Below are 23,593 nucleotides of genomic sequence, written 5' to 3' on the forward strand. Positions count from 1 at the left end.
GTAAAACAGATTGACATCCTTTACATTAAAATAAATCTTTGGTCATGAGAAAAATCTACTATTCAATCCTCCTCGTTTTTGCTGTGGTGCTGCAGATTTCGGCACAGGGAACCGGCAAAGCACTCGATTTTGACGGTAATGATGATTATGTTACTGTTGGTGCAGGCACGCCGGTTGCAGGATCCTGGACCATATCGGCCTGGGTACAGCCAAAAGATGCTACAAAAAACATGCATATCTTCGATTCCAGGTCACCCAGTGAATACGGGTTTGATATGCAGATCCTGAACGGGAATACCATTCATTGCGACATCGGCAATGGTACGTCATGGAAAACCACTACGGCTAACGCGACTTATAACTATACGCCAGGCGTATGGTTTCATGTGGCACTTTCAGTGGATTATTATGGCTATTACATTTATGTGAATGGAAAAATCATCGCCAGCGGCCCATTGGATTATGTTGAAGATAATATTTTAATTGACAATAACCATCAGTTGCAGATCGGAAGAAATCCAAACTTCAATACGTATTTCCGTGGTGCGATAGATGAAGTAAGGGTGAATATTACTTCAGGCCATCCCACCGAAGCGCAGATGACTGCTGAAATGAACAGCCCGGTATACACGATTCCGAGCGGTATTATTTCATACAGTTTTACCAACGCAGCTACAACTGCTAACGGAAACAACCCGGGACAAACCACTGTGGTGAACAGCGTAAATGGAACACGCTATGGTACGATGCAGAATTTTTACCTGCAAAGCGCCATCGGGAACTGGACTACGGACAGGGATTATTATTCAGTATTAGTGAACGGGACTACGTATTACCAAAGCCTTGCCGCAGCATTTAGCGCGATTAACAACGGCGTGCATACCGGAGCGATTTCGGTAAAGATAATCCGTGATTCGGTAGAACCGCAAACACCTATCCTGGATGCCAGCGGAACCGGTGCAGCATCATATTCCTCCATCAACATATCGCCGGTCGGTGGTGTGGAACGCACGATTACGGTGAGTGGAAATGAAGGCATTTTTATCCGAAATGCGCAAAATGTAACCATCGACGGCCTCAATACCGATGGCAATGCGCTTACGATAAGAAACATCACGCCAGGATTCCAGACCATCACTACATTTGGTTCCACTGGGAATAACGTCATTACGCGGTGTAAATTGCTGGGATCGGGTGCGAGTGGCGTTGTGAGTTATACGACACACACCGTGGGCAACAGCCAGGGCAATACGCTTTCTTACTGTACGATCGGGCCATATGACAGCAGCCTGCCGCAATACGGTGTGTATTTATACGGAGATCCGAATCCGATTTCTTACTCTAATATTTCGAATAACACGATTTACGATTACACCTTAAGCGGTGTATATGCAAGAAGCAAAGTGATTAATATTACGGTTGCAAATAACAAATTGTTCCAGACGGTGTCAAGGGCGATTACCTCAGACCATTCGGCGATACACCTGGGCAACAGTTATGGTGCCAATACAGAATCCGTGATCAGCGGAAATACGATAGGTTATGCGAACAGCAATGGAACCGGCACATATACATTGACAGGTTCGGGTAAATTCACTGCCATCGACTGTAGTTTCGGGGATTCAGGTATGGGAACCCTTGAGGGCGGAATGACCAGGATTGAGAACAACACGATCGCCGGCATTGCGATGTCAGGCACATCAGCCGCAAATGCATTTAATGCGATCCATATGCACCATGGGCAATGCAATATCACTGGCAACACTATCGGAAGCTTAAGTGCTAACGGCAATATTAACTACAATTCCACAACTACAGCTGAAGTTAATATATACGGTATTTACAAATCGGGTATCGGAACATTTGTCATCAATTCGAACAATATTGGCGGTATTACAATGGCTTCCTCCGGTATCGTCAAAATGAAAGCAATTGGTATGACCGGGCTTCCACAAGTGGATGGAGCAATACATACGTGCAACAATAACATCATCGGAGGGACGGTTGCAAATTCCATATTGAATAACGCGACAGCATCCGGTTCGGATTGCGTTGGGGTTTACGCAGAACGCGAATCTACGATCAGCGGCAACACGATCCGCAATCTTACAGGCTACTCACCGGATATTAATGGGAAAGTCAACGGGGTCTATAGCTTTATGACTTTTTCAACAAACTATTCCCCATTTTTTTACATCAATACCAATACGATTTATAATATTTCAAATCTTAATGCTTCCACTACAGGTTATGTTGTGGGCATTGAAAATTATGGATATGGAAGTGTGCCGACTACCGAAATAAACCGAAACCAGATTTATTCGATCATTGGTAATTCACCTACGGGTTTTATCAGCGGGATTAAAATCTTAGGCAAGGGTAATTTTGATTTTAAGAACAATATGATCGCTTTGGGCAGCGGAATCAGCGTGGGTGCCACTATTGAAGGCATCTGTTCCCCTGGGCTGAATTCACCAAACTCGGATATCACAGCGTTTAATAACAGCATTTACATCGGCGGCACGCAGACTTCGGGCGCAGGAAATTCAAAAGCTTATTCTGTGAGTAACGCAAGAGCCAGGATTTACTATAACAATATATTCGCGAATTTCAGGAGCAATTCAGGCGGTACTGGTACCCATTGTAGTATGGATACCTATACGCAGGTGAATTATCTTGCTATGAATAACAACTTATATTTCGGTAACGGTAATGGGTATGTGATGGCGTATGTAAACGGACTTTCCTATCCAAGTACCAATATGAGCGGGTACAGGAATGCCTTAGGTGCACCACAGGAAACAAGTACGATCTTCTCAAATCCACAGTTTATCGATGCGACGGCAGCAACGCCAAACCTGCATATCAGCCCGACCATTCCGACACGTATTGAAAGTACCGGTGGAGACAACACCGGTTATCCGGCTGATGATTTTGATGGAGAGACCCGTTCGTCGCTTACGCCAATCGATATTGGTGCCGATGCAGGAAACTTTACTGTTTTTGCTGCCCCGTCGATTACGTCATTAAGCAGTGCTTCAGGCTGCGTCGGGACATCATTAACAATCAACGGCAATAATTTCTACCAGGTGACGGCTGTGAGGATTGGTAGCACGAACTGTACAATTACGGCAAATACTTCAAATAGTGTCACGGTTACGATTCCTGCCGTGGCATCAGGAACTTCAGGAGTGGTTACGATAGATGCGTTTACAGGTTCCGTTACAGGCGGCAGTACTTTTACGATTTACAGCGCACCGGTAATAACCCAGCAACCCCAGGATCCGCCAACGATCTGCAGCACGGCAGGCACGGCGCTCATCAGTGTTTCGGCAACCGGTGCAACAACATACCAATGGAGGCGAAACGGGATTAATTTGACCAATACGCCACCATTCAGCAATGTAACAACGGCTACGCTTACGATTACAGATCCAACTACTGCGCAAAATGGTTCCGGTTTTGATGTGTTGATTAATAATCCCGGAAATTGCGGGACTGTATTGTCAACAATGGCGACCCTTACGGTAGTGCCAAGGCCTACGATTGGAATTTCCGGTCTGACAACAGTGTGTAATGGAGGCTCTACAACGCTTACGGCAACTGGTGCGACTTCATATAGCTGGAGTCCATCCACCGGATTGAACACAAGTACAGGAAGTACGGTTATTGCAACACCATCTGCGACCACTACCTATACGGTAACGGGCATTAACAGCAGCAACTGTTCTAATTCACAGACGGTCACTGTCACGGTAAATTCACTCCCAACTGCCGATATCACTCCGTCGGCGGCAACGATTTGTGTGGGCAGCGGTGTAACTTTGACCGCTTCAGGAGGAACGTCATACAGCTGGAGTCCGTCTACAGGACTGAATACCACCAATGGGGCTGTGGTAACCGCTACACCCTCGTCAACAATTACTTATACAGTATCGGTAACTAATGCCAACGGCTGTATCAGTACGAAGACAGTTACGGTAACCGTAAATACCACCCTGCCAACTGTTGATGTTACCCCTTCAGCACCGACAATCTGCACAGGTAACAGCACCACGTTAACCGCAACAGGTGCTACAACATACAGCTGGGCTCCGGCTACCGGACTGAGTGCAACAACCGGCGCTACAGTAATTGCAAGTCCGGCATCTACAACCACTTACACGATTACCGGAACAACAAATGGATGCAGCAGTACAAAACAGGTTACTGTAAGCGTAAATGTAAAGCCCAGTGTGAATATAACTCCTGCCTCAGTGACAATCTGCTCCGGTTCAGGAACTACATTAACGGCGACAGGTGCTTCAACATATGCGTGGAGCCCGTCAACTGGCTTGAGCGCTACAACAGGCGCTACTGTCACTGCCACTCCGACGACGACAACTACCTACACTGTAACAGGAACGGGTTCTAACGGTTGTACCAATACGCAGACCGTGGTGGTTACGGTAAATACTACCCCTTCCGTAAATGTAACGCCCGCATCACCCTCTGTTTGTACCGGGGGAAGCGTTGCATTGAATGCTACTGGTGCCAATTCCTATACCTGGAGCCCTGCTACTGGATTAAACACTACAACCGGCGCCTCAGTCACAGCCAATCCAACAGTAACCACAACTTATACCATTACAGGAACTACAAATGGCTGCAGCAGCACCAGGCAGGTTACGGTCACAGTAGGGTCACAAAATATAGATGTCATTGCTGCTTCACCAAATATTTGTCCGGGGAGCGGAACAACGCTGACTGCTTCAGGAGCAACCACATATACCTGGTCGCCTGCTACCGGATTGAGTGCTACCACCGGTGCTTCGGTAACAGCCACCCCAACCGTTACAACTACCTATACCGTAGTGGGGACAACGGGAAGTTGTACTGGTTCGAACACTATTACCGTTACTGTTAAGGCGTTGCCAACAATATCAGTGACGCCATCATCGGCTACGATTTGTGTGGGTAGCAGTACTTCTTTGACCGCCAATGGTGCAGATACTTACACCTGGACACCATCTTCGGGATTGAACGCCACCACAGGCGCAACGGTCACTGCAAGTCCGGCAACCACTACGACCTATACGGTTACAGGAACAGGTACTAACGGATGTACTGCGTCTCAAACGGTTACGATTACAGTAACGCCCCATACACTTACAACAATTTCCCCGGCTGCGGTTACAAAATGCCAGGCAGATCCTGCCGTTCCTATTGCTGTTACAGATGTTGAAGCAAACGTAACTACATTATCTGAAAATTTTGACCTTGGCGTAGGAACCTGGACGGTATCAAATGCAGGCTCATCCCCGGCGACAGGAAACTGGAAATCAGTCAACTCTTCTTTCGGCACTGTGAAACTGATGCAGGCGCAGGGCGTTATCAGTTCGAATGCGGTAGATACGAAATTAACTTCGCCCTCGTTCAGTACAATGGGTTATGAAGGTGCCTCTTTATCGTTTAAGCAATATTATGCCAATTCCATCAGGATTGCGGCTACCGTACAAATTTCTGTTGATGGCGGGACCAACTGGCAGCAATTGGCGGATTATACATTCAGTACTTATACAAGCCTTACAACAATGACACTTGACCTTGGAAATTACCTGAATTATCCAAATGTAAAAATCAGGTTTTTCTACAGTGCTCAGGGGGCAACAAATGGCTGGTATATCGATGATGTGAAAATTACCACCGTTCAGCCGACGACCACCTGGACACCAGTAACAGGATTATTCTCCAATGCGGCAGGAACAATTCCCTATGCCGGTGAAAACAGGCTTAAAGTGTATGCGAAACCTTCAAATACGACAACTTATTCGGCTACAACGATTCCTGCCAGCGGCTGTCCCAACGAAGTAAGGAATGCTACTGTCACTGTGAATCCAATGCCTGTGATTGGAGTTTCTCCGGCTGCTACCATCTGCGAGGGTTCCTCAACAATACTGATTGCGAATGGCGCCAGCGGTTATACCTGGAGTCCCTCAACAGGATTAAACACGACAACAGGCGGCACCGTAATTGCCAATCCATCGGTTACAACAACCTATACTGTAACGGGAACAACCAACGGCTGCAGTGCCACCAATACGGTCACTGTTTCAGTCATAGCAAATACTCATCCTGTCATCAATGTTCCAAATGCCACCAAATGTTCAGCGGAACCAGCAATACTATTGTCGGTAAATGATCCCGGAGTGGATGTTACGGTACTTTCTGAAAATTTTGATACCGAAGCGCCTGATTGGTTGATATCAGGGGAGCCATATTCAGCGGTCGAGGCGGCATGGCAATATGAAGACAGTTTCGTTCCGGGCAATGGAAAACTGGTCAGGACACATCCGGGAGATGTATCTCCGTCTGCTTTTGTGTACACCTGGCTGAAGTCGCCTTCCTTCAGTACTGTAGGCCATTCGGATTACAAGCTGACTTTCGAGCAAAAATATAACAACAGCCCTAATGAATCGGCAATCAGGGTTGAAATATCCACTGATAATGAGGCCAGCTGGACCTTACTCAATGATTATCTGTATGACCCTAACGTGGGTTCCGGCACAATGCTGCCTTATACGATTGATTTATCTGCGTATGCCGGCATGCCGGATGTCAGGATCCGGTTTTATACACAAGGTGTTGGTGCCGGCGAAAGCTGGTATATTGACAATGTAAAAATTATCGCAAACCAATCCCAGACTACGTGGTCGCCTTCAGCAGGATTGTTTTCAGATGCTGCCGCAACGGTTCCATATGCCGGAGAACCCCTTAGTACGGTGTATGCCCAGCCTGTTGCTACAACCACTTTCACAGCGACCACGCCAGCGCCTTCAGGATGCCAGGATACACAGAATACTGCTGCCATCACTGTCAATCAAAGCGCAGTGATTACAATTTCAGGGAATACCGCGGTTTGCAACGGGATATCAACAGCATTACACGCCAACAGTTCCGTAACAGCTGTAATCGACTGGAGCCCTACGGATGGACTTGACACCACATCAGGTCCGGACGTTATTGCAACCCCGGCAATTACCACTACTTACACTGTAACGGCAACGACACCTGACGGCTGTACCAGCACTAAGGATATCACTGTTTTCGTGGCTGCAAATTATCCGGCTACTGTAGAATCGGCATCCACTGTTACAAAATGCAGTGTTGAAGCGGCTATTCCGTTTAAAGTCACCAATTACCTGATTTCCGAGGATTTTGAGGATAATGCTACGGATTGGGATTATAATGCATGGAGTGTTGTTCCGGGGCCTTACGCAAATCAGGCACAGACGCCGGTTTTTACCGGAACCGATAGTATTTTGACCTCGCCGGAATTCAGTACGGTTGGATTTACAAGCTGCGCACTTGATTTTTATGCCAATTATGTAAACTATGCAGATTACTTCGTAGGGGTTGAAATCACTACGGATAATGGCATCACGTGGAATGAGGTTGCAAACTATACCAATAGCGGTTTTCAAGGCACGAAGCATATCGATTTAAATGCCTACCTGAACCAGCCGGCATTAAAAGTCAGGTTTCATTATGCGGTAGCTTTTGGCATCGTCTGGGAAATCGACAACATAACAATCAGCGGATCAGCAAATACTTCAGTCTGGCTTCCTGCTACAGGGCTTTTTACAGACCCCGCTGCGACAACTCCATATACGGGAGGAACTGTTGATGTTGTTTATGCAAATCCTTCTTCAGATGTAAATTATACGGTCACTACAACTTCAGCAGGTGGCTGCGATTCAACCAATACCATTGCGGTAAATGTTTTGCCGTCTCCGCTGTTGAACATTACAGGCGCAACTGACACCTGCACAGGCACCGGAACGTTGCTTACAGTAAGCGGAGCGGATACCTATTTATGGAGCCCGTCCACAGGATTAAATACGGACAGCGGTGATGCAGTTATTGCTGACCCTTCCACGACGACAACATATACCGTTACAGGAACAACTGCAGGCTGCACTGCCACACAAACGATTACTGTGACACCACATGCACCGATTGCTGCCACCGTTGCTTTTAACAGCGTGGCAAAATGTGCCAGTACCGGCGCTGTGATGCTGATGGTGAATGACGCTGAACCACCGGTCGTGCTGATCAATGAAGGCTTTGATACGAACGCACCGGGCTGGACGGTAATTACAGCACCTACAGCAGGTCCTGGCTGGGAGTTTGCAGACAACTGGCCAAGCAGGCAGGCAAGGGCACAGAGAGGTCCCGGCGGCATGGATTCACAATTGATTTCTCCTGCTTTCAGTACTGTAGGCCTCACTACATTGAAATTGGATTTTGATTTCGATTATTTCGCCGGATCTGGGAATTTTAATACGGCAGCCGTTGAGGTTTCCGGAGATAATGGCACAACATGGGATCAGCTGGTGAATTATGAAGGGCAGTTCCTGAGTTATGCCCACACTACTTTTGATTTACAGGCGTATGTAAACCTGCCATCAATTATGATCAGGTTTAATTATGTGAGCAATAGTACCCAACTCTGGAGGCTTGACAACGTTGTGGTAAGCTCAAAAATAGCGCATTCATCCTGGTCACCGGTTACAGGCCTGTATATTGATGCTGACGCTACGATTCCTTATAACGGGGAATTGATGGATACGGTTTACGCAGACCCTTCAGAAACGACAGTGTATACGGCGACCACTACCGCGCCATTCGGCTGTAACACCATCAATACGATTACTGTTAATGTAGGAGAAGCGCCTGTTGTTACAGTATCAAACGATCAAGCCATTTGTGAAAGTGGGGCAGGAGTGACACTGACAGCTTCAGGAGCAACAAATTATGTGTGGAGCCCTGCCACAGGCCTGAATACGACCAATGGTAATACAGTGGTTGCAAGCCCTGCGGTGACCACGACGTATACCGTTAGTGGCGATGATGGCGGATGCACGGATTCCAAAACGGTTACGGTAACGGTGTATAATAATCAATTGGCGATTACCCCGGCTTCAGCGGCAATCAATTCGGGAGATGCGGTGAGTCTTACTGCAACGGGCGCCGACACGTATTCGTGGTCTCCGGCTACAGGCCTGGATACTACGATGGGTGATACCGTTATCGCTTCACCAAACCAGACCACGACATATACCGTTACCGGTACCACGAATACGGGATGTACGTTTACGAAGTCGGTTACCGTGACAATAAGCATCGTCAATTTCACCGACAATTCGCTGCATTTTGACGGCACGGATGATTATGTAAATATGCCGAATCCGTCAGTAACCGTACGAGGTAATTTCACTATCGAAGGCTGGTTCAAGCCTGAGGAAGCTACTAAAAGGATGCATATTTTCAGTACCAGGGGTGGCGGTGATCAGTCGTTTGACCTGCAGATACTGGACGGGCATACTTTCCATGCCGATTTCGGGACGGGAAATTATTGGAACAACACTGCCGCAGACGTAGATTTCGGCTATGCGCCAGACACGTGGATGCATATTGCCTGTACTTTTGATTTTGACAAATACCTGCTTTATGTCAACGGCAACCTTGTTGGTCAAATCTATCATTTTGACAATATACTGCTGCTTGACGGAAATCATTTCCTTTCATTAGGCAACAGCCAGACAGAAGATACTTTTTTCAAAGGTAATATAGACGATGTCAGGATCTATGATTATACACGTTCCGGATCTGATATACAGTCCGATATGAATGGCGCCGCTCCCGGCAGCGGCATTGTAGCCCATTATGATTTTAATGTAGGTACACCGGGCGGAAACAATACAGGGTTGACGGCTTTACCCGCTTCAATTGGCGGAACCGTTTTTGACGGGACGCTGCATAATTTCAGCCTCATCGGAAATACAAGCAACTGGGTGATCGGGCAGTCATTGCCTGGCTATTGCAATAATGTTACGGTTTGGAATGGTACAGCGTGGAGCAACGGTGTTCCCGATATGAATACCGCTGCGGTCATTTCCGGGAATTACAGCTCAACTGCCAATCTTGATGCCTGTACTTTAATTGTAGGCAATCATGCACAGGTGATAGTAAACGATGGCAATGATTTCAATATACAAGGTAAGGTTACCGTTTCGCCGGGTGCAAATATTACGATCAATAATGATGCAAACCTGTTACAGGTACTTGATGTGGCCAATTCCGGAACGCTTGAGCTGAAAAAAAATGCGGCAATGGTACGCCAGGATTACGTATACTGGTCGGCGCCGGTAGCAGGGCAGAACCTCCTGGATTTCTCAGGGGAGACTTTGCCGAACCGTTTTTATACGCTGGATGAAGCAGCAAACAATTTTGCATGGATTAATCCTGCAATCAATGATTTCCAGCCTGCAAAAGGGTTCATGATCCGTGCAGCGAATAATTTCATCAATCCGCCTGCGGCACCGCAGCCCTTTATCGGCACATTTACCGGTGTGGCCAATAATGGAAACTTTGATGTTCCTGTTACGGTTGATGGTTTAGGATACAATCTGATAGGAAACCCGTATCCTTCGACATTGAGTGCAGACCTGTTCTTAGCGCAGAACCCGGGGACACTGTATTTCTGGACACACAGGGCACAAGGCTCGGCTTCAGGGGCAAATTACTGCAGCTATAATGCATTGGGAGGCACTGCTGCCATAACCGGAGGCGACCAACCAGATGGATTCATCGCTTCAGGGCAAGGATTTATCCTGCAAGCCGCTACCGCAGCGACAGCCCATTTCGACAACAGCATGAGAAGCGGAAATGATGCAGCGTTCTATCGGTCTTCCACTGAAAAACACCGCATCTGGCTGGATCTGAATAGTCCGGTTTCAGGATTAAACCAAATCCTTATCGGATATATGGAAGGCGCTACGGTTGGGGAGGATATTGCTATAGATGGCAGGCAGATTGAAAGCGGAAGCGCCATTTCCAGCCTCATAAACGGGCAAAGCTACCTCATCCAGGGAAGGCCGCTGCCATTTGTAAATACGGATGTCGTGCCGCTGAATTTCAATGCTGCAGCTGCCGGTACTTATACTATTGCAATCGACCATGTGGATGGCTTATTTTCGGGCAACCAGGAAATTTACCTTAAGGATAATCTCTCAGGCACCATCCAAAGCATCAAAAATACAGGCTACACCTTTGTATCTGCTGAAGGTGTTTTCGCAAACCGTTTTGAGATCGTCTATACCAATTCGACTTTAGGAACGGAAAATCCTGTAATTGATGGAAATTCCGTAATCGTTTACAAGCAAAATGGCATCCTGAAAATCGATAGTGGAAAAATGACCATGCAAACGGTGCGTATCTTTGACATCCGTGGCAGGCTGATTTATACCGCCGACGATGTGGATGCTTCAAAGATCTCCCTGGATGATTTGAAAGCGGAACAACAGGTGTTATTGCTACAGATCACTTCTGATAACCAACAGGTGGTCACTAAAAAAGCCGTGTATTAGTCAGATGTTCAGTTTAAATTATTTGGTATGAAGAAAAACATTAATACTTCCGATAAATATATCAGGTTCATTGCTGCAGTGCTGTTCCTGCTGCTTTCCCTCATCGCCTGGGATGACCGTTTCGTGGGGATTACTTCAGGCGTTATCGGGATTTATCTTTTGCTTACCGTGGTTTTCGGGAGTTGTGTCGTGTATCGTTTTCCTTGAGATTGACACGACGAACACCAAACGGAATTTATATTTAACCAATCGGCGCCTGCATGATCATCAGAATTAATTAATAACAACCAACTATTTTTAAAATGCCCCCAACAGGGCATTTTTTATTTATATTTGAAAATCATTATACGCCAAAAATAAATTTTATGAAAGCCAAAAAACTATTCCTCATTTGGGCATGCTTACTCACGGCAAGCCTTTCTGCCCAACTCAAAACCGACACCATCGTCAATACGGGTGTTTACAAATCATATTTCTGTTATGCGATTAAGGAGCCGTTGTATGTCACGTATACTTTATATAAAGGTGGCGGGTCATGCGACCGGGAGCAGGAAAGTTTCCATTTTAAAAAGTGCGGTATAAAAACTGCCTCCGATAAGGATTATTCAGGATCTGGTTATGACAAGGGCCATCTGGTAAATGCTGAAGACTTCGCATATGATTGTACGATGGAAGAAACCACCTTCTGTTACTACAACTGTCTTCCGCAAACCATCGCACTGAACCGCGGCATCTGGAAAACCTGGGAAGAAAAAATTCGCGACAGTTCACAAAAACGCAGACTTTTTATCATTGCAGGTGGTATTTACAGTGATAAAACCATTGGGAGCAACAATATCGGCGTTCCGGATTTTTGTTATAAGGTGGTATTGGATGCCAAAACCAGCGAGGTGCTTTGGTGCCTTTTATTTCCAAATGACGAAAGCAAACGCGCTACAGCAATCACGCTTGAGGCATTAAAAAGGAAACTTGGTTATGATTTGGTACCCTAAATGTTAAATTGAAACAATTGTCAGAAATACCATAACCTTTTTTTCAGCGGCAGCTATTAATTTTACCATTATAAATCAAAATAGTTTAGCCATGAGAAAATTAGCATTAATACTCGTCAGTGCACTTACAATAGCTTCTTGTAAGAACGCCGCAAAAGAACAGGCAGAAGCCGAACAGGCAAAACAGGCCACCATCGATTCTATCAGGGTGGAAGTAGCGGCAAAACAAGCCGAAGAAGCCAGACAGAAAACCATCGATTCAATGAAAGCTGTAGCTGAAACACAGAGAATACAGAGACAGCATGCCGTTGCTTCAAATTCATCCTCTACGACTACCAGCTCGTCAACCACAACCACCACACAGAAGAAGGGTTGGAGTAACACTGCAAAAGGCGCAGTAATCGGGGCCGGTGTAGGTGCTGTAACCGGTGCTGTAGTATCTAAGCATAAAAAAGGGCAGGGCGCTATCATCGGTGGTGTAGGTGGTGCTATCCTTGGAGCCGGTGTCGGATCTGTAATTGATGAAAAAAAGAAGAAAGAGGCAGCAGGACAATAATCACGACTATCTCTACATATATCCACGAAAAACCGGAACTTTTAGTTTCGGTTTTTTTATTGTTGGTTATGGGGATGAGGTTCTGAAAACGAATTAATTTAAAACTTCACATTTCATTCGTTCCTGCAACCGCACCTTTTTTCAATTCGAATCTTGTTTTGGGCAACTTTTTACTATTTTTGGGCAAATGTTAATGAAAACCAAAAACAAATACCTGCGAAATGCTATTTAACTCCTTAGGATTTGCCATTTTCCTGCCCATCGTATTCATTCTGTATTGGTTTGTGACCAATAAAAGCCTGAAGCTCCAAAACCTGATGCTTGTGATTGCAAGCTATTTTTTTTACTGCTGTTGGGACTGGCGCTTCGGATTCCTGCTGGCGTTCTCGACAGCGCTCGACTTTTATTCGGGCCTTGCCATTGAGTGCAGCGATACCAAAGCCAGGAAGAAAATGTGGCTGATTATCAGTGTGACCATTAATCTTGGTTTCCTGTGTTTCTTCAAGTATTACAATTTTTTCATTGAATCGTTTTCCGAATTCGTTGGTAATTTCGGGCTGCATCCGCACTTTAGTACGCTGAGTATCATCCTGCCTGTCGGGATCTCATTCTACACGTTCCATGGATTGTCTTATGTTTTTGATATTTATAATGACAAAGCCAAACCAACGACAAACCTGACCAATTATGCCCTCTTCGTAAGTTTCTTTCCATTGCTTGTTGCCGGGCCTATTGAACGCGCCACGCATTTATTGCCACAGTTTTTCACAAGGCGTGAAATGACCTACCACCGTATGGTGGACGGAAGTTTCCAGATCCTTTGGGGATTGTTCAAGAAAGTCGTGATTGCCGATAATGCCGCACAACTGGTAGATATCATCTTTCATAAGGAAGGCGGTTCAGCGAGCGTATTTGCATTAGGTCCGATCCTTTTCGCATTCCAGGTGTATGGCGATTTCTCGGGATATTCAGACATTGCGCTCGGAACGGCAAAATTGTTCGGCATTGATTTGATGACCAACTTCCGTTATCCTTACTTTTCAAGGGATATTGCTGAATTCTGGAGAAGATGGCATATTTCCCTCTCTACCTGGTTCCGCGATTACCTTTACATTCCGTTGGGTGGAAATAAGGACGGACTCTGGATCAAGATCCGTAATACGATGATTATTTTTACCGTCAGCGGTTTCTGGCATGGCTCGAGCTGGAATTACATCTTCTGGGGGGTGCTTAACGGATTATATGTGGTCCCGCTCATTTTGCGCAACAGCCACCGAAAGAATATCGAGATCATTGCCGCCCACAGCGCTTTGCCTTCATTCCGGGATGCTATGGGAGTCATCATCACTTTTGCGTTGACGTGCTTCGGGTTTATCATTTTCCGTACCGAATCGATGCACCATGCCTTCGAATACATGGGCCACCTTTGCAACCGCTCGATTTTATCAATCCCGAAATTGTCCAGCGGCCAGAACACCACCATGCTGATCGTATTGGTCATGGTGTCGATACTGTTCATCACTGAATGGTTTTACCGCAGGAAAGAATACGCCTTCCAGGACATTTATAAAAGCAGCCTGTGGAAACAGTCTGCCATCATTTTCGTCTTAGTGTTGCTGATTTTCTTCTTTGGTGGAAAGCAGGCAGATTTTATTTATTTCCAATTTTAACAGCTTATGAATCCGTCATTAAAACGTTTAGCCATATTCCTTGTTGTCGCCGGATGCACCATACTGCTGGCGATTTACCTGCAAACCTACCTTTACCGCGTCATGGACAGCAATGACCGCCGTTTTGTATCCATGATGAGTGTGCTCGAGGATAAAAAACAGGACAATGTATTGTTGTTTGGCGACAGCCGCGGCGTACTGGGTGTCAATACAAAAGTGGTCAGATCGCACGCCGGAATTGACGTTCCGATGTACAACCTTGCCAATTTCAGCCAGTCGTTATACCAATCGTCTTATTTTTATGGGATGATTGAAAAGAATACCAGGATGGTGGTACAATGTACTTCACCGGAATTCTTTGCGACCGATGAGCCGCACCTGATGCCCGAAGTGAAAGCCATCCCGATGTACTTAAGCGGTTACCGCGTGAATGAGCAGACCAGAAAACTGATCCCGGATTACAACCGGTTCTTCGATAAGCCTGCTTTGGACGGTTATTTCGAATGCAGGGAATATTTCAGGAATTACATCACCACTGCCATCAGGCCGATTTTTGATAATGAAAGATATGACCAGTCACTGATGATGGATAAATTCTTCCCGCACATTTACATCGACCAGAAGTCGCCTAATTATCCTGTGCAGCAAACCGGTTGCAAAAAATACCAACCGGCCAAATATCCCAAGACACAAATCGAATTCCTTAAGAAAACCAAAGCCTATTTTGATGCAAAAGGCATCGAATATGTCATCATCCTGATGCCGATAAACCCGGATGATTGCAACGACCATCAATTGGCTTCAGCCAAAACCAAGGAAATGGTGACCAGGGAAACCGGTATCCGTGTGATCGATCTCACGAGCCTTTTGCCTGTAACGGATTTCTATGATGCAGTGCACGCTAATCATCATGGGGCGGAAGTATTGTCCAAAACGTTGGGGGATAGCCTTAAAAGGAAATAATAAATGGTACAGTCAGCAGGCTCTAAATAAAAATAACGGGTTTTCTTGCAGATATAAATCCGATACTGTATTATTGCAATCCCATTCGGGCGATTAGCTCAGCTGGTTCAGAGCACTACCTCGACAAGGTAGGGGTCACTGGTTCGAACCCAGTATCGCCCACAAAAAAACTCCATTGAAAAATGGAGTTTTTTTTATGCTATTTACAATTCTCATCATAAAGGTCGACAATTAAAGAGAAACCTTTTTCAGCGAGATCTTCCACGGTAATCAAATCAAATAATCCTGGGCAGTCTTTGCCAAAATGAAGGTTTACTTCCTTCTGGATCGACTTCGTTTTCTTGAGTTTAAAAGAATGACCGCCACCCTTGCCTAATACCATATAAAAATACAATGCGTAATCAACACCTTCTTTTTTAATGAAATACTTTTCGTTTTCAACGTCTGCATTTGCAAATCCGTTAGGCCCGGCGGCCGGGCTCCAACCCGAATAGGCAGCATACATACTGCACCTTTTGCCTTCCTTGATTACCTCGAGCCAGAATTTTCTTTTTTCTACCTTGATTTCACTGGTATTGAAAAGCTTGAAGAATGCCACGTAAGTCGAAACAAATTTGACAGGTTTGCCTTTATGAACAATGTCAATGCTGGCCACATCATTAATACTAAGTTTTTGGGTCTTGCCTTTTTCCTCTGTCCTGTAGCTGACGTTCTTGTCGAGGTAAGCTGGTATCTCGAGATAACCTTTTTTTGTATTGCCATCGTTCATCGTAACCGTGCCTTCCATAAAACGTGCCATCGCACACAATGGAAGCAGCAATAAAAATAACAAAATCTTTCTCATGGTTGATCAATTAAAAAGCCGGGCTATACCCGGCTCTATTGGTTTACTTGCTACGATTATTTCCTGCTCATCAAAATCCTGAGTACATACCAGAACAAGAGCATCACCGAAGAAAACAACTGCAATGCTGCGCCCACGTATTGCTCGGTGCCATATTGGTCCTTAATCTGGCTGGTTTGATAGAGGATGCTGCCACTGGCCACAATCACCATTCCTACGGAAAACCACAGCCCAAGTTCGAATCCGAACAGCGCACCGGCAACAATCAATCCCAATGCAATAAATCCGCTTATGATCAATGCAGATCTCAGGAATGAAAAATCGGTTTTTGTAAAAAATACGACTGCTGTCAACCCGCCGAACATGAATAACGTAATAATGGCCGCCTGGGTAATTACAGCCGTGCTCCCGGTATAATACATGGCGATAACGAGCATCGGAAGGAAAATCAGCGCTTCTATCAATACGTACAATGCCAATCCCATATACTGCTGCGAACGCGTGGCCGCAAAAGCGAGTTTGGATGACAACATCGAGCCAAGCCAAAACATCCCGATAATGAACAGCCAGATGAACCTGCCACTGAATAAATTGCCAATGACTTCACTCGGCACGGTATTGATCAGGATGGTTTCCACCCCGATAAATGCCAGTATGGCCAACGCAACATGCAAATAAGTCTTTTTGTAAAATTCCGCTTTCTGTACTTCAGAAGCGTATGCCACCAAAGTCGTGTTTTGGTATTCCATTTTTGTAGTTTTAAAATTTCCCCGAAATGTATGAAAAAGAAAACAAAAGTGCGAAAAAAGCGGTGTGAAAAAAATGCCAAAAGGCAACAACCAAAAGTCAGGGGTGTCGCCTTATGGAAATCGGCATCCATGTCTTTTGGCTGTTGCCTGGGAGAAATCAGTTTATTTACCTGATTATAAATCCCTGCCCGGAGAAGACCTTCTTTCAGATTCACCTGAATCCATGTCTTCGTCCCTGCTTAAACGCGCTTCATCGTCCTGCTCTTCAGAGGAGGTCGAAGAACCATATCGGGAATTTCCCATATCGCGCTGGCTGTTTTCACTGTCCTGCCAGTTTTCGCTGCCGCGTTGTTCAGTGCGTGACGAATTCATGGCGCGGTCGTTGTCCTGCATGTCTCTGTTACGGGAAGCTCCTGAGCGGCTTTCGTTTTCCCCTGAACGCGAAGTTCCCTGTGCGTTCCGTTGGTTTTGGTCCTCGCGATTCCAATCGCGGTTTCCATTGTTGTTGTTAGATTCCATTGTTGCGTGTTTTAAGGTTAACAATTACTTTTTGGTCGTCCCTTTACCTGATTTGGTATCGGTTTTTGTGGTTGACTTTTTAGTAGTCGGCTTTGTTGATGCGGCACCGGTTTTGGTGTCTTTTGACATTGGAGTTTTCATAATTGAAAAGTATTTGTGGTTAATAATATTCCAAAACTACAACAACGATTTAGCGTTGTTTTACACTTTATTATCAGTGGGTTACAGGATTTCCATTTTAACATTCAATACTGGTGAGCTTAAAATCTTGTAACCTTGCGGCCCAAAAACATAAGTTTTCCTTCGGCTAAACTTCCATCTTTGTGATGTTCATTTTAATTATTAAACAACACTATATTATGAAGACAACAACCAAAGCACCGGCAAAAAAAACCGCTGCAACCAAAACCGCTGCAACCAAAACTGCCATGACGAAAACGCCTGCTTCGAAGACAGCTGCGTTCAAAACTCCGGCCACGCCTAAAGGAACCGTAAAACCAAAATCGTCTGCCGCTGAAGGCCTCACCGAATTGTTCGAAGACAGCCTGAAAGACATCTATTGGGCTGAAAAGGCACTCACCAAGGCCCTGCCCAAGATGGCTAAAAATGCCACTTCGGCGGAATTGGTAACGGCACTGGAAGACCACCTTGCACAAACCCAGGAGCATGTACAGCGACTGGAAGGTGTATTCAAATCCATCGGACAAAAAGCTGTAGCCAAAAAATGCGATGCCATGGACGGCCTTATCAAAGAAGGCGAAGGCATCATGGAAGAAACCGAACTCGGTGTAGTACGCGACGCCGGAATCATTGCCGCTTCTCAAAAGATCGAACATTATGAAATCGCCACTTATGGCACTTTGGCTGCTTTCGCTAAGACATTGGGCCATGATGAGGCACTGCAATTGCTTGTCATGACTTTGGAAGAGGAAAAGCAGGCAGACTCGCTGCTGACACAGATCGCCGAATCGCATATCAATCTTGACGCTGCCGCAGAAGATAAATAAGCTAAAATCAAATCTAAAACTCAACGAGGAAGCCTGTCTGTATTTGACAGGCTTTTTTTATGATGCAGTGCAGGGTTTTCAATCAGGGATAGTGCAGCCGATTGTTTTGGTTTTTTATATCTTTAACCGAATCTAATTCCGTTTCCTATGAGAAGACTATTGTTACTCGTTGCTGTTTTTTTGATTTCCGCCACTTCATTCGCTGCAAAAGTCGACACGCTCGATATCAAAAGCACCGCTATGGACCGCACGCTGCACGCTGCCGTCGCGCTTCCTGATTCTTACGCCAAAAGCAAAGGCAATTATCCTGTATTGTACTTGCTGCATGGGGCATGGGGCCATTTCAACGACTGGCTGAAGAAGACACCGGATTTGAATACCGTAAAAGACCTCGCCGACAAATACAACATCATCATCGTGATGCCGGAAGGGGAAGCCTTTAGTTTTTATATCGACAGCCCCACTTTAAAAACGTCCCAGTTTGAAACGTTCATTACCAAAGAAGTCATTGCCAAAATCGACGGCACCTACCGCACCATTGCCAACAGGAACGGCCGTGTGATCACTGGTTTATCGATGGGCGGCCATGGCGCGATGTATCTTTCAGTACGCCACCCCGACCTGTACTGCGCCGCCGGGAGCATGAGCGGTGCGCTCGATATGGGCACCATCCGCAAAGTAGAATCTGCAGACGAGGTGAATAAAATGTTTAAGGAGGTCTATGGCCCGGAACCGCCTTCTGATGAAGAACTGAAATCGCATGCCGTAATTGGGATGGTCGATCAATTCAAGGCCAACAACATGCCGCTGATCATCGACATCGGCGTGGATGATTTCCTGATTGAATCCAACCGCGAGTTCCACCGCAGGCTGGTATACGAAAAAATCCCACATGATTACATAGAGCGCCCGGGTGGGCATACATGGCAGTACTGGCAGGATTCGCTGCCGTACCAGGTGTTGTTTTTTTCGAAGGTTTTTAAGGGGAATGGCAGTGCAGTTAAGAATTAGAAATTATGAATTATGAATTACGGTGTCGTCAGTCCTATGCGTGGATTCTAATTCGTAATTCCTAATTATTCATGCCCGATTTCTTCCGCAGTTGTTCCAGCAACGCCGAATAATGCCCGGCTTCCAGCACATCTTCATCGGTGACGGAGTGGTCGAGTATGTCATCTAACATATCAGTAGCTGCTGCGAGTTTCTCACGCGCATAATCATAATCCCTGATGCCGATGTGGTCAATAATTTCCTGTACGGCTATTTTTAATTTGATGAATCTGAGTCCGTCCATGGCGTGGTGTCTTTAGGTGTATCCTGATTGTTAAACTTCTTTACTATCGCCGCCAATTTCTCCTTACGCTCCGCAGCGGCTTTTTTGGCTTTCGCCTGAGCTTTGTGGAGCTTGTTGTTATGTTTCTGTATGTTGGAAGCGTTGTTGCGTGACATGGTGCAAAGATAATGATTTTCTGCGCTGTGGCGTGTGGCCCTGCCTCAGTACCCAACTTTAACAGGCTATCACTATTATGATAAAAAGAACGCCCCTGCTGGGAGGGGCGCTTTTTTTTTAAAGAAATGGCGGTTATTGCTTCACCACTTTCTTATTGATGGTGCCTTTTTCGGTGGCCACCCTGAACAGGTAGACGCCGGCCTGCACATTAGTAAGGTCGATGTCTCCACTGCCGTTTACAAGTTGTTGTGTATAGATCAGCCTGCCGTTGATATCAAACACCGTCACAGTCGCAGCCGCGGCTTTCGTAGCCACTTGTACACGGTCGTGAGTTGGGTTTGGATACAGCATGACGCTGTTTGATCCGATCGGATCGATGCCCAGCACTACCGAAAGTGTAGCCTCATTACTGATCGCGTTACAGTTGCCATTGGTGATCACGCATCTGAATAGTACGCCATTGGCATCCATCGTAATCAGTGCGCCATTGATCTCCAGCGTAGCGCCGTTGGTACCGGTAAAACCACTGCCTTCCGGAATATCGAGCCAGGACAGTCCGTTGTCCGCACTTCCCTGCCATTGGTACGTACCCACATTCTCAGCCGCTACCGAAAAGAATACCGTACTGCCTTCAGCTACCTCCGTACTCACAGGTTGTACCGTAATAAATGGGCCAGCGGTAATCGTCAGGTCAAGTATTTCGGTATGGCAGCCGTTCGTGATATCGTAATTGCCGGTTTCCGTATAGGTAACGCCATTTACATCCCAGGTATAGGCGTCGCAAACGCTGACTACCGAAGTATTGACCGTCGTTGGTGTAATCGTCAGCTCAAGCATTTCAGTATGGCAGCCCGTGACCACCTCATACATCCCGGACTCCGTATAGGTCACATTATTCTGATCCCAGGTATAGCTGTCGCAGGCGCTGATGGCGGTAATGTTCGATGTAGCAGGCGTAATGGTCAGCTCCAATACCTCGGTATGGCATCCCGTGACCACTTCATAAATACCTGAGTCGGTATACGTGATGCCGTTTTCAGCCCAGGTATAACTGTCGCAGGCTTCGACGGCGGTAGTGTTGGAAGTCACCCCGGTAAACGTCAGTTCCAGCGTTTCGGTATGGCATCCTGATACGGCCTGGTACACCCCGGCATCCGTATAGGTTACACCGTTTTCTGCCCAGGTATAGGTTTCACAGGCATTGACGGAGGTCGTATTCGAAGTGTAAGGCGTAATCGTCAGCTCCAGTATTTCGGTATGGCAGTCAGTTACGACGTTATACACACCCGAGTCGGTATAGGTCACACCGTTTTCGGCCCACGTATAGTTGTCGCAGGCATCAATTACGGTAGTGTTTGAAGTTGCAGGAGTTATCGTCAATTCCAGTATTTCGGTATGGCAGCCGGTCACGACGTTGTAAAAGCCTGAGCCTGTATAGGTCACATCGTTTACAGACCATGTATAGCTGCCGCAGGCATTGACCTGGGTAGTATTTATGGTCGATGGCGTTAACGTCAGGTCCAGTATTTCGGTGTGGCACCCGGTCACAACATTATAAACACCCGAATCGGTATAAGTCATGCCGTTCTCTGCCCACGTATAATTGTCACAGGAAACTACGGTGGTAGTATTTGACGTTACCGCATTCACGGTCACTGCCACAGGAATCCTGTCACTGTAGCACGGCCCATCATGCTGGGAAACATAATACGTATCGGTTGTTAATGCCGTATTGCCCGCCAGTGCCGTGCCACCAGCCGCATCGGCAAACCATTCGATACCGACTCCCGTGGCATTCAGGTTATTCACTGTCGCACCGGCGCAAAACTCCTGTGCTGCAGCTACTGCGGGATCAGGCAGCGTACAGACGAGGTTCGCCCGGATCATATAAGCCTTGTTAAAACCGCCACCGAAGTCTTCGTTGTGTGCCCAGCCGCCAAAAGGACTGGTGGGCCAGTTCACATACGTGGCACCTTCCGTAAAGATAGTTGGCGTAAGCCCTACGGATATCGTCTGCCCAAATTCCTGTGCGCACAACAACAGTGTATCCCCGGCTTCGATAGCCATCGGAGGATTCACCGCATAATACAGCATGTTTGCTTGCGCACCATCGGCGATTTGCTGCGAAGGGGCGGTATAGACCAGTTGCGGCACCCCGGCTACCATCTTGAATACCGCACACGCCATCTCGACGCTGTCGCCGTTGCCAGTGTTGTTGCCCATATGGAAAATGCTGACAGAGGACAAAGTAGCCGCCTCGCTGAAGGTAAACGTCTGGCCAAGATAGCCACCGTTGCCGGCACCGATGCCGAGCGCACCTGCAGGGTTGTCATCATCGCGTGCCATCAGTGTACCGGTAAAATCGACGGGATAGCTGACGCTGTCACTGCTGTCCGGTGTGCCGTCAATGATCTTATCATAGGTAAAGGTGTAGGTTCCCTGCACTGTGGGGTTAAACACAGGCGCTACAAACAGTTCTGCGCTCGTGGCGTTTGCTGCCACGACTTCTGGTGCGCTGACAGCCGTAGCCAATTCATTCATCGCACCGTTAAAGATCCGCAGCCGCACCTGTGCCGTTACAGGGTCCGGGTTGCCATTGAACACCATTGCCGAGTAGACGGACTGCGGGGCCTGCCCTAAAGGCACACGGGTGTATTCTGATTTTTTGGGCTGTAATAGCGACACCGCATTGGTGGCCCTTTGCAGCGATACATGGCCTGACTGCGTGGCAACAACGCTACTGTTTGTCCCCGGTACCGGTGCGCCGGATAGCTTAATGGCGTGTGTACCCTGTGCAAAGGCCACGCCCATCGAAAGCAAAGTAAAGAAGAGTAATGTTTTTTTCATAAGTAGATATTTATTTGGTTATATTTCAGTTCCGCGCTTCGCAATGGCATGATGGTAGATATTATGGCAAGGTTCACCGTCGGAATCCGTTACACTAATTTACGAAGATTAATCGTCGGGTTCGAAGTGCCCCGTGACCCATACCCGTTTTGCATGTGCATCCAAATCTCCCTTTGCAGAGCGCCTGGAAGGGGTGAGTCTGGTTTGGCATGCCGCGTCTTTTAAGGTCGCGATTATTTGTCGCCACGAAATTCAGGTTCACGCCAGCGGATAATATGGTGATTTCTATGGATGGCAAAGATGGTAATTATGCAATTATTTTTGGTAAATTTTGTAAGATAATGAATGTTGTATTCGGTTTTGCAGATGCTTAATACTTCCTTTTTTTGGAGCGTACTGGCAGGATGGTTTGTTTGTATGGTTTTAGGGTAGAAATTCTTTGTGGGCAGGGAATGCAATTACGTACTTTAAGTAGTTTGATTCCGCACCATCTAGGTTGGTAAATTTAATTTTTATATAGGACTATTTTAATAAATACATTTAAAAATTTGAAACACCATGAAAAAGAGAAAATATTAAACCACA

14 protein-coding genes and 1 tRNA gene are annotated in these 23,593 nt (G+C 46.4%); 9 read left to right on the top strand and 6 right to left on the bottom strand.

Annotation, left to right across the window (positions count from 1 at the left end; translation table 11 throughout):
* The first annotated feature begins 44 nt into the window (after positions 1 to 44).
* The 7 genes from HYN49_RS10020 (at position 45) to HYN49_RS10050 (ending at position 15,754) form a co-directional block, all read left to right on the top strand.
* Positions 45 to 11,411 (top strand): LamG-like jellyroll fold domain-containing protein, encoded by an 11,367-nt coding sequence (locus tag HYN49_RS10020; protein ID WP_108903987.1) that lies wholly within the window; start codon positions 45 to 47, stop codon positions 11,409 to 11,411.
* 27 nt (positions 11,412 to 11,438) lie between these two features.
* Positions 11,439 to 11,618 (top strand): YgaP family membrane protein, encoded by a 180-nt coding sequence (locus HYN49_RS10025; protein ID WP_108903988.1) that lies wholly within the window; start codon positions 11,439 to 11,441, stop codon positions 11,616 to 11,618.
* A gap of 158 nt (positions 11,619 to 11,776) precedes the next feature.
* Positions 11,777 to 12,403, top strand: a complete 627-nt coding sequence (locus HYN49_RS10030; protein ID WP_181368944.1) for a DNA/RNA non-specific endonuclease — start codon at positions 11,777 to 11,779, stop codon at positions 12,401 to 12,403.
* Between the two features lie 91 nt (positions 12,404 to 12,494).
* On the top strand, positions 12,495 to 12,959 hold the full coding sequence (locus HYN49_RS10035; protein ID WP_108903990.1) for a YMGG-like glycine zipper-containing protein: 465 nt from the start codon (positions 12,495 to 12,497) through the stop codon (positions 12,957 to 12,959).
* A gap of 221 nt (positions 12,960 to 13,180) precedes the next feature.
* The gene (locus tag HYN49_RS10040; protein ID WP_108903991.1) at positions 13,181 to 14,629 is read left to right on the top strand and encodes an MBOAT family O-acyltransferase; all 1,449 of its coding nucleotides are present in this window, start codon (positions 13,181 to 13,183) and stop codon (positions 14,627 to 14,629) included.
* Positions 14,630 to 14,635: 6 nt separating this feature from the next.
* Entirely contained in the window at positions 14,636 to 15,592 is a 957-nt protein-coding gene (locus tag HYN49_RS10045) for a hypothetical protein (RefSeq protein WP_108903992.1), read from the top strand.
* An 87-nt stretch (positions 15,593 to 15,679) separates the two neighbouring features.
* A tRNA-Val gene (locus HYN49_RS10050) sits at positions 15,680 to 15,754 on the top strand.
* 37 nt (positions 15,755 to 15,791) lie between these two features.
* Here the strand turns inward: HYN49_RS10050 and HYN49_RS10055 are convergent.
* The 3 genes from HYN49_RS10055 to HYN49_RS10065 form a co-directional block, all read right to left on the bottom strand.
* A complete protein-coding gene (locus HYN49_RS10055; RefSeq protein ID WP_146185083.1) occupies positions 15,792 to 16,436 on the bottom strand; it encodes a hypothetical protein in 645 nt (214 codons plus the stop codon).
* Between the two features lie 56 nt (positions 16,437 to 16,492).
* Entirely contained in the window at positions 16,493 to 17,185 is a 693-nt protein-coding gene (locus HYN49_RS10060; RefSeq protein ID WP_108903994.1) for a Bax inhibitor-1/YccA family protein, read from the bottom strand.
* Between the two features lie 174 nt (positions 17,186 to 17,359).
* Entirely contained in the window at positions 17,360 to 17,704 is a 345-nt protein-coding gene (locus tag HYN49_RS10065; protein ID WP_108903995.1) for a hypothetical protein, read from the bottom strand.
* 359 nt (positions 17,705 to 18,063) lie between these two features.
* Between HYN49_RS10065 and HYN49_RS10070 the strand changes: the two genes are divergently transcribed.
* Positions 18,064 to 18,711 carry a YciE/YciF ferroxidase family protein gene (locus HYN49_RS10070; protein WP_394336394.1) on the top strand — a complete coding sequence of 216 codons (648 nt, stop codon included), beginning with the start codon at positions 18,064 to 18,066 and terminating at the stop codon, positions 18,709 to 18,711.
* Positions 18,712 to 18,858: 147 nt separating this feature from the next.
* Positions 18,859 to 19,722 (top strand): alpha/beta hydrolase, encoded by an 864-nt coding sequence (locus HYN49_RS10075; RefSeq protein WP_108903996.1) that lies wholly within the window; start codon positions 18,859 to 18,861, stop codon positions 19,720 to 19,722.
* Positions 19,723 to 19,783: 61 nt separating this feature from the next.
* Here the strand turns inward: HYN49_RS10075 and HYN49_RS10080 are convergent, their stop codons facing one another.
* From HYN49_RS10080 to HYN49_RS10090, 3 genes are all read right to left on the bottom strand, one after another.
* A complete protein-coding gene (locus HYN49_RS10080) occupies positions 19,784 to 20,005 on the bottom strand; it encodes a hypothetical protein (RefSeq protein ID WP_108903997.1) in 222 nt (73 codons plus the stop codon).
* Positions 19,978 to 20,160, bottom strand: a complete 183-nt coding sequence (locus tag HYN49_RS10085) for a hypothetical protein (RefSeq protein ID WP_108903998.1) — start codon at positions 20,158 to 20,160, stop codon at positions 19,978 to 19,980. Before HYN49_RS10085 ends, HYN49_RS10080 begins: the two co-directional genes overlap by 28 nt.
* 133 nt (positions 20,161 to 20,293) lie before the next feature.
* Positions 20,294 to 23,008, bottom strand: a complete 2,715-nt coding sequence (locus HYN49_RS10090) for a T9SS type A sorting domain-containing protein (protein ID WP_108903999.1) — start codon at positions 23,006 to 23,008, stop codon at positions 20,294 to 20,296.
* Positions 23,009 to 23,593: the final 585 nt, after the last annotated feature.

The sequence above is a fragment of the Flavobacterium pallidum genome, assembly GCF_003097535.1.
GTDB classification, from domain to species: Bacteria; Bacteroidota; Bacteroidia; order Flavobacteriales; family Flavobacteriaceae; genus Flavobacterium; species Flavobacterium pallidum.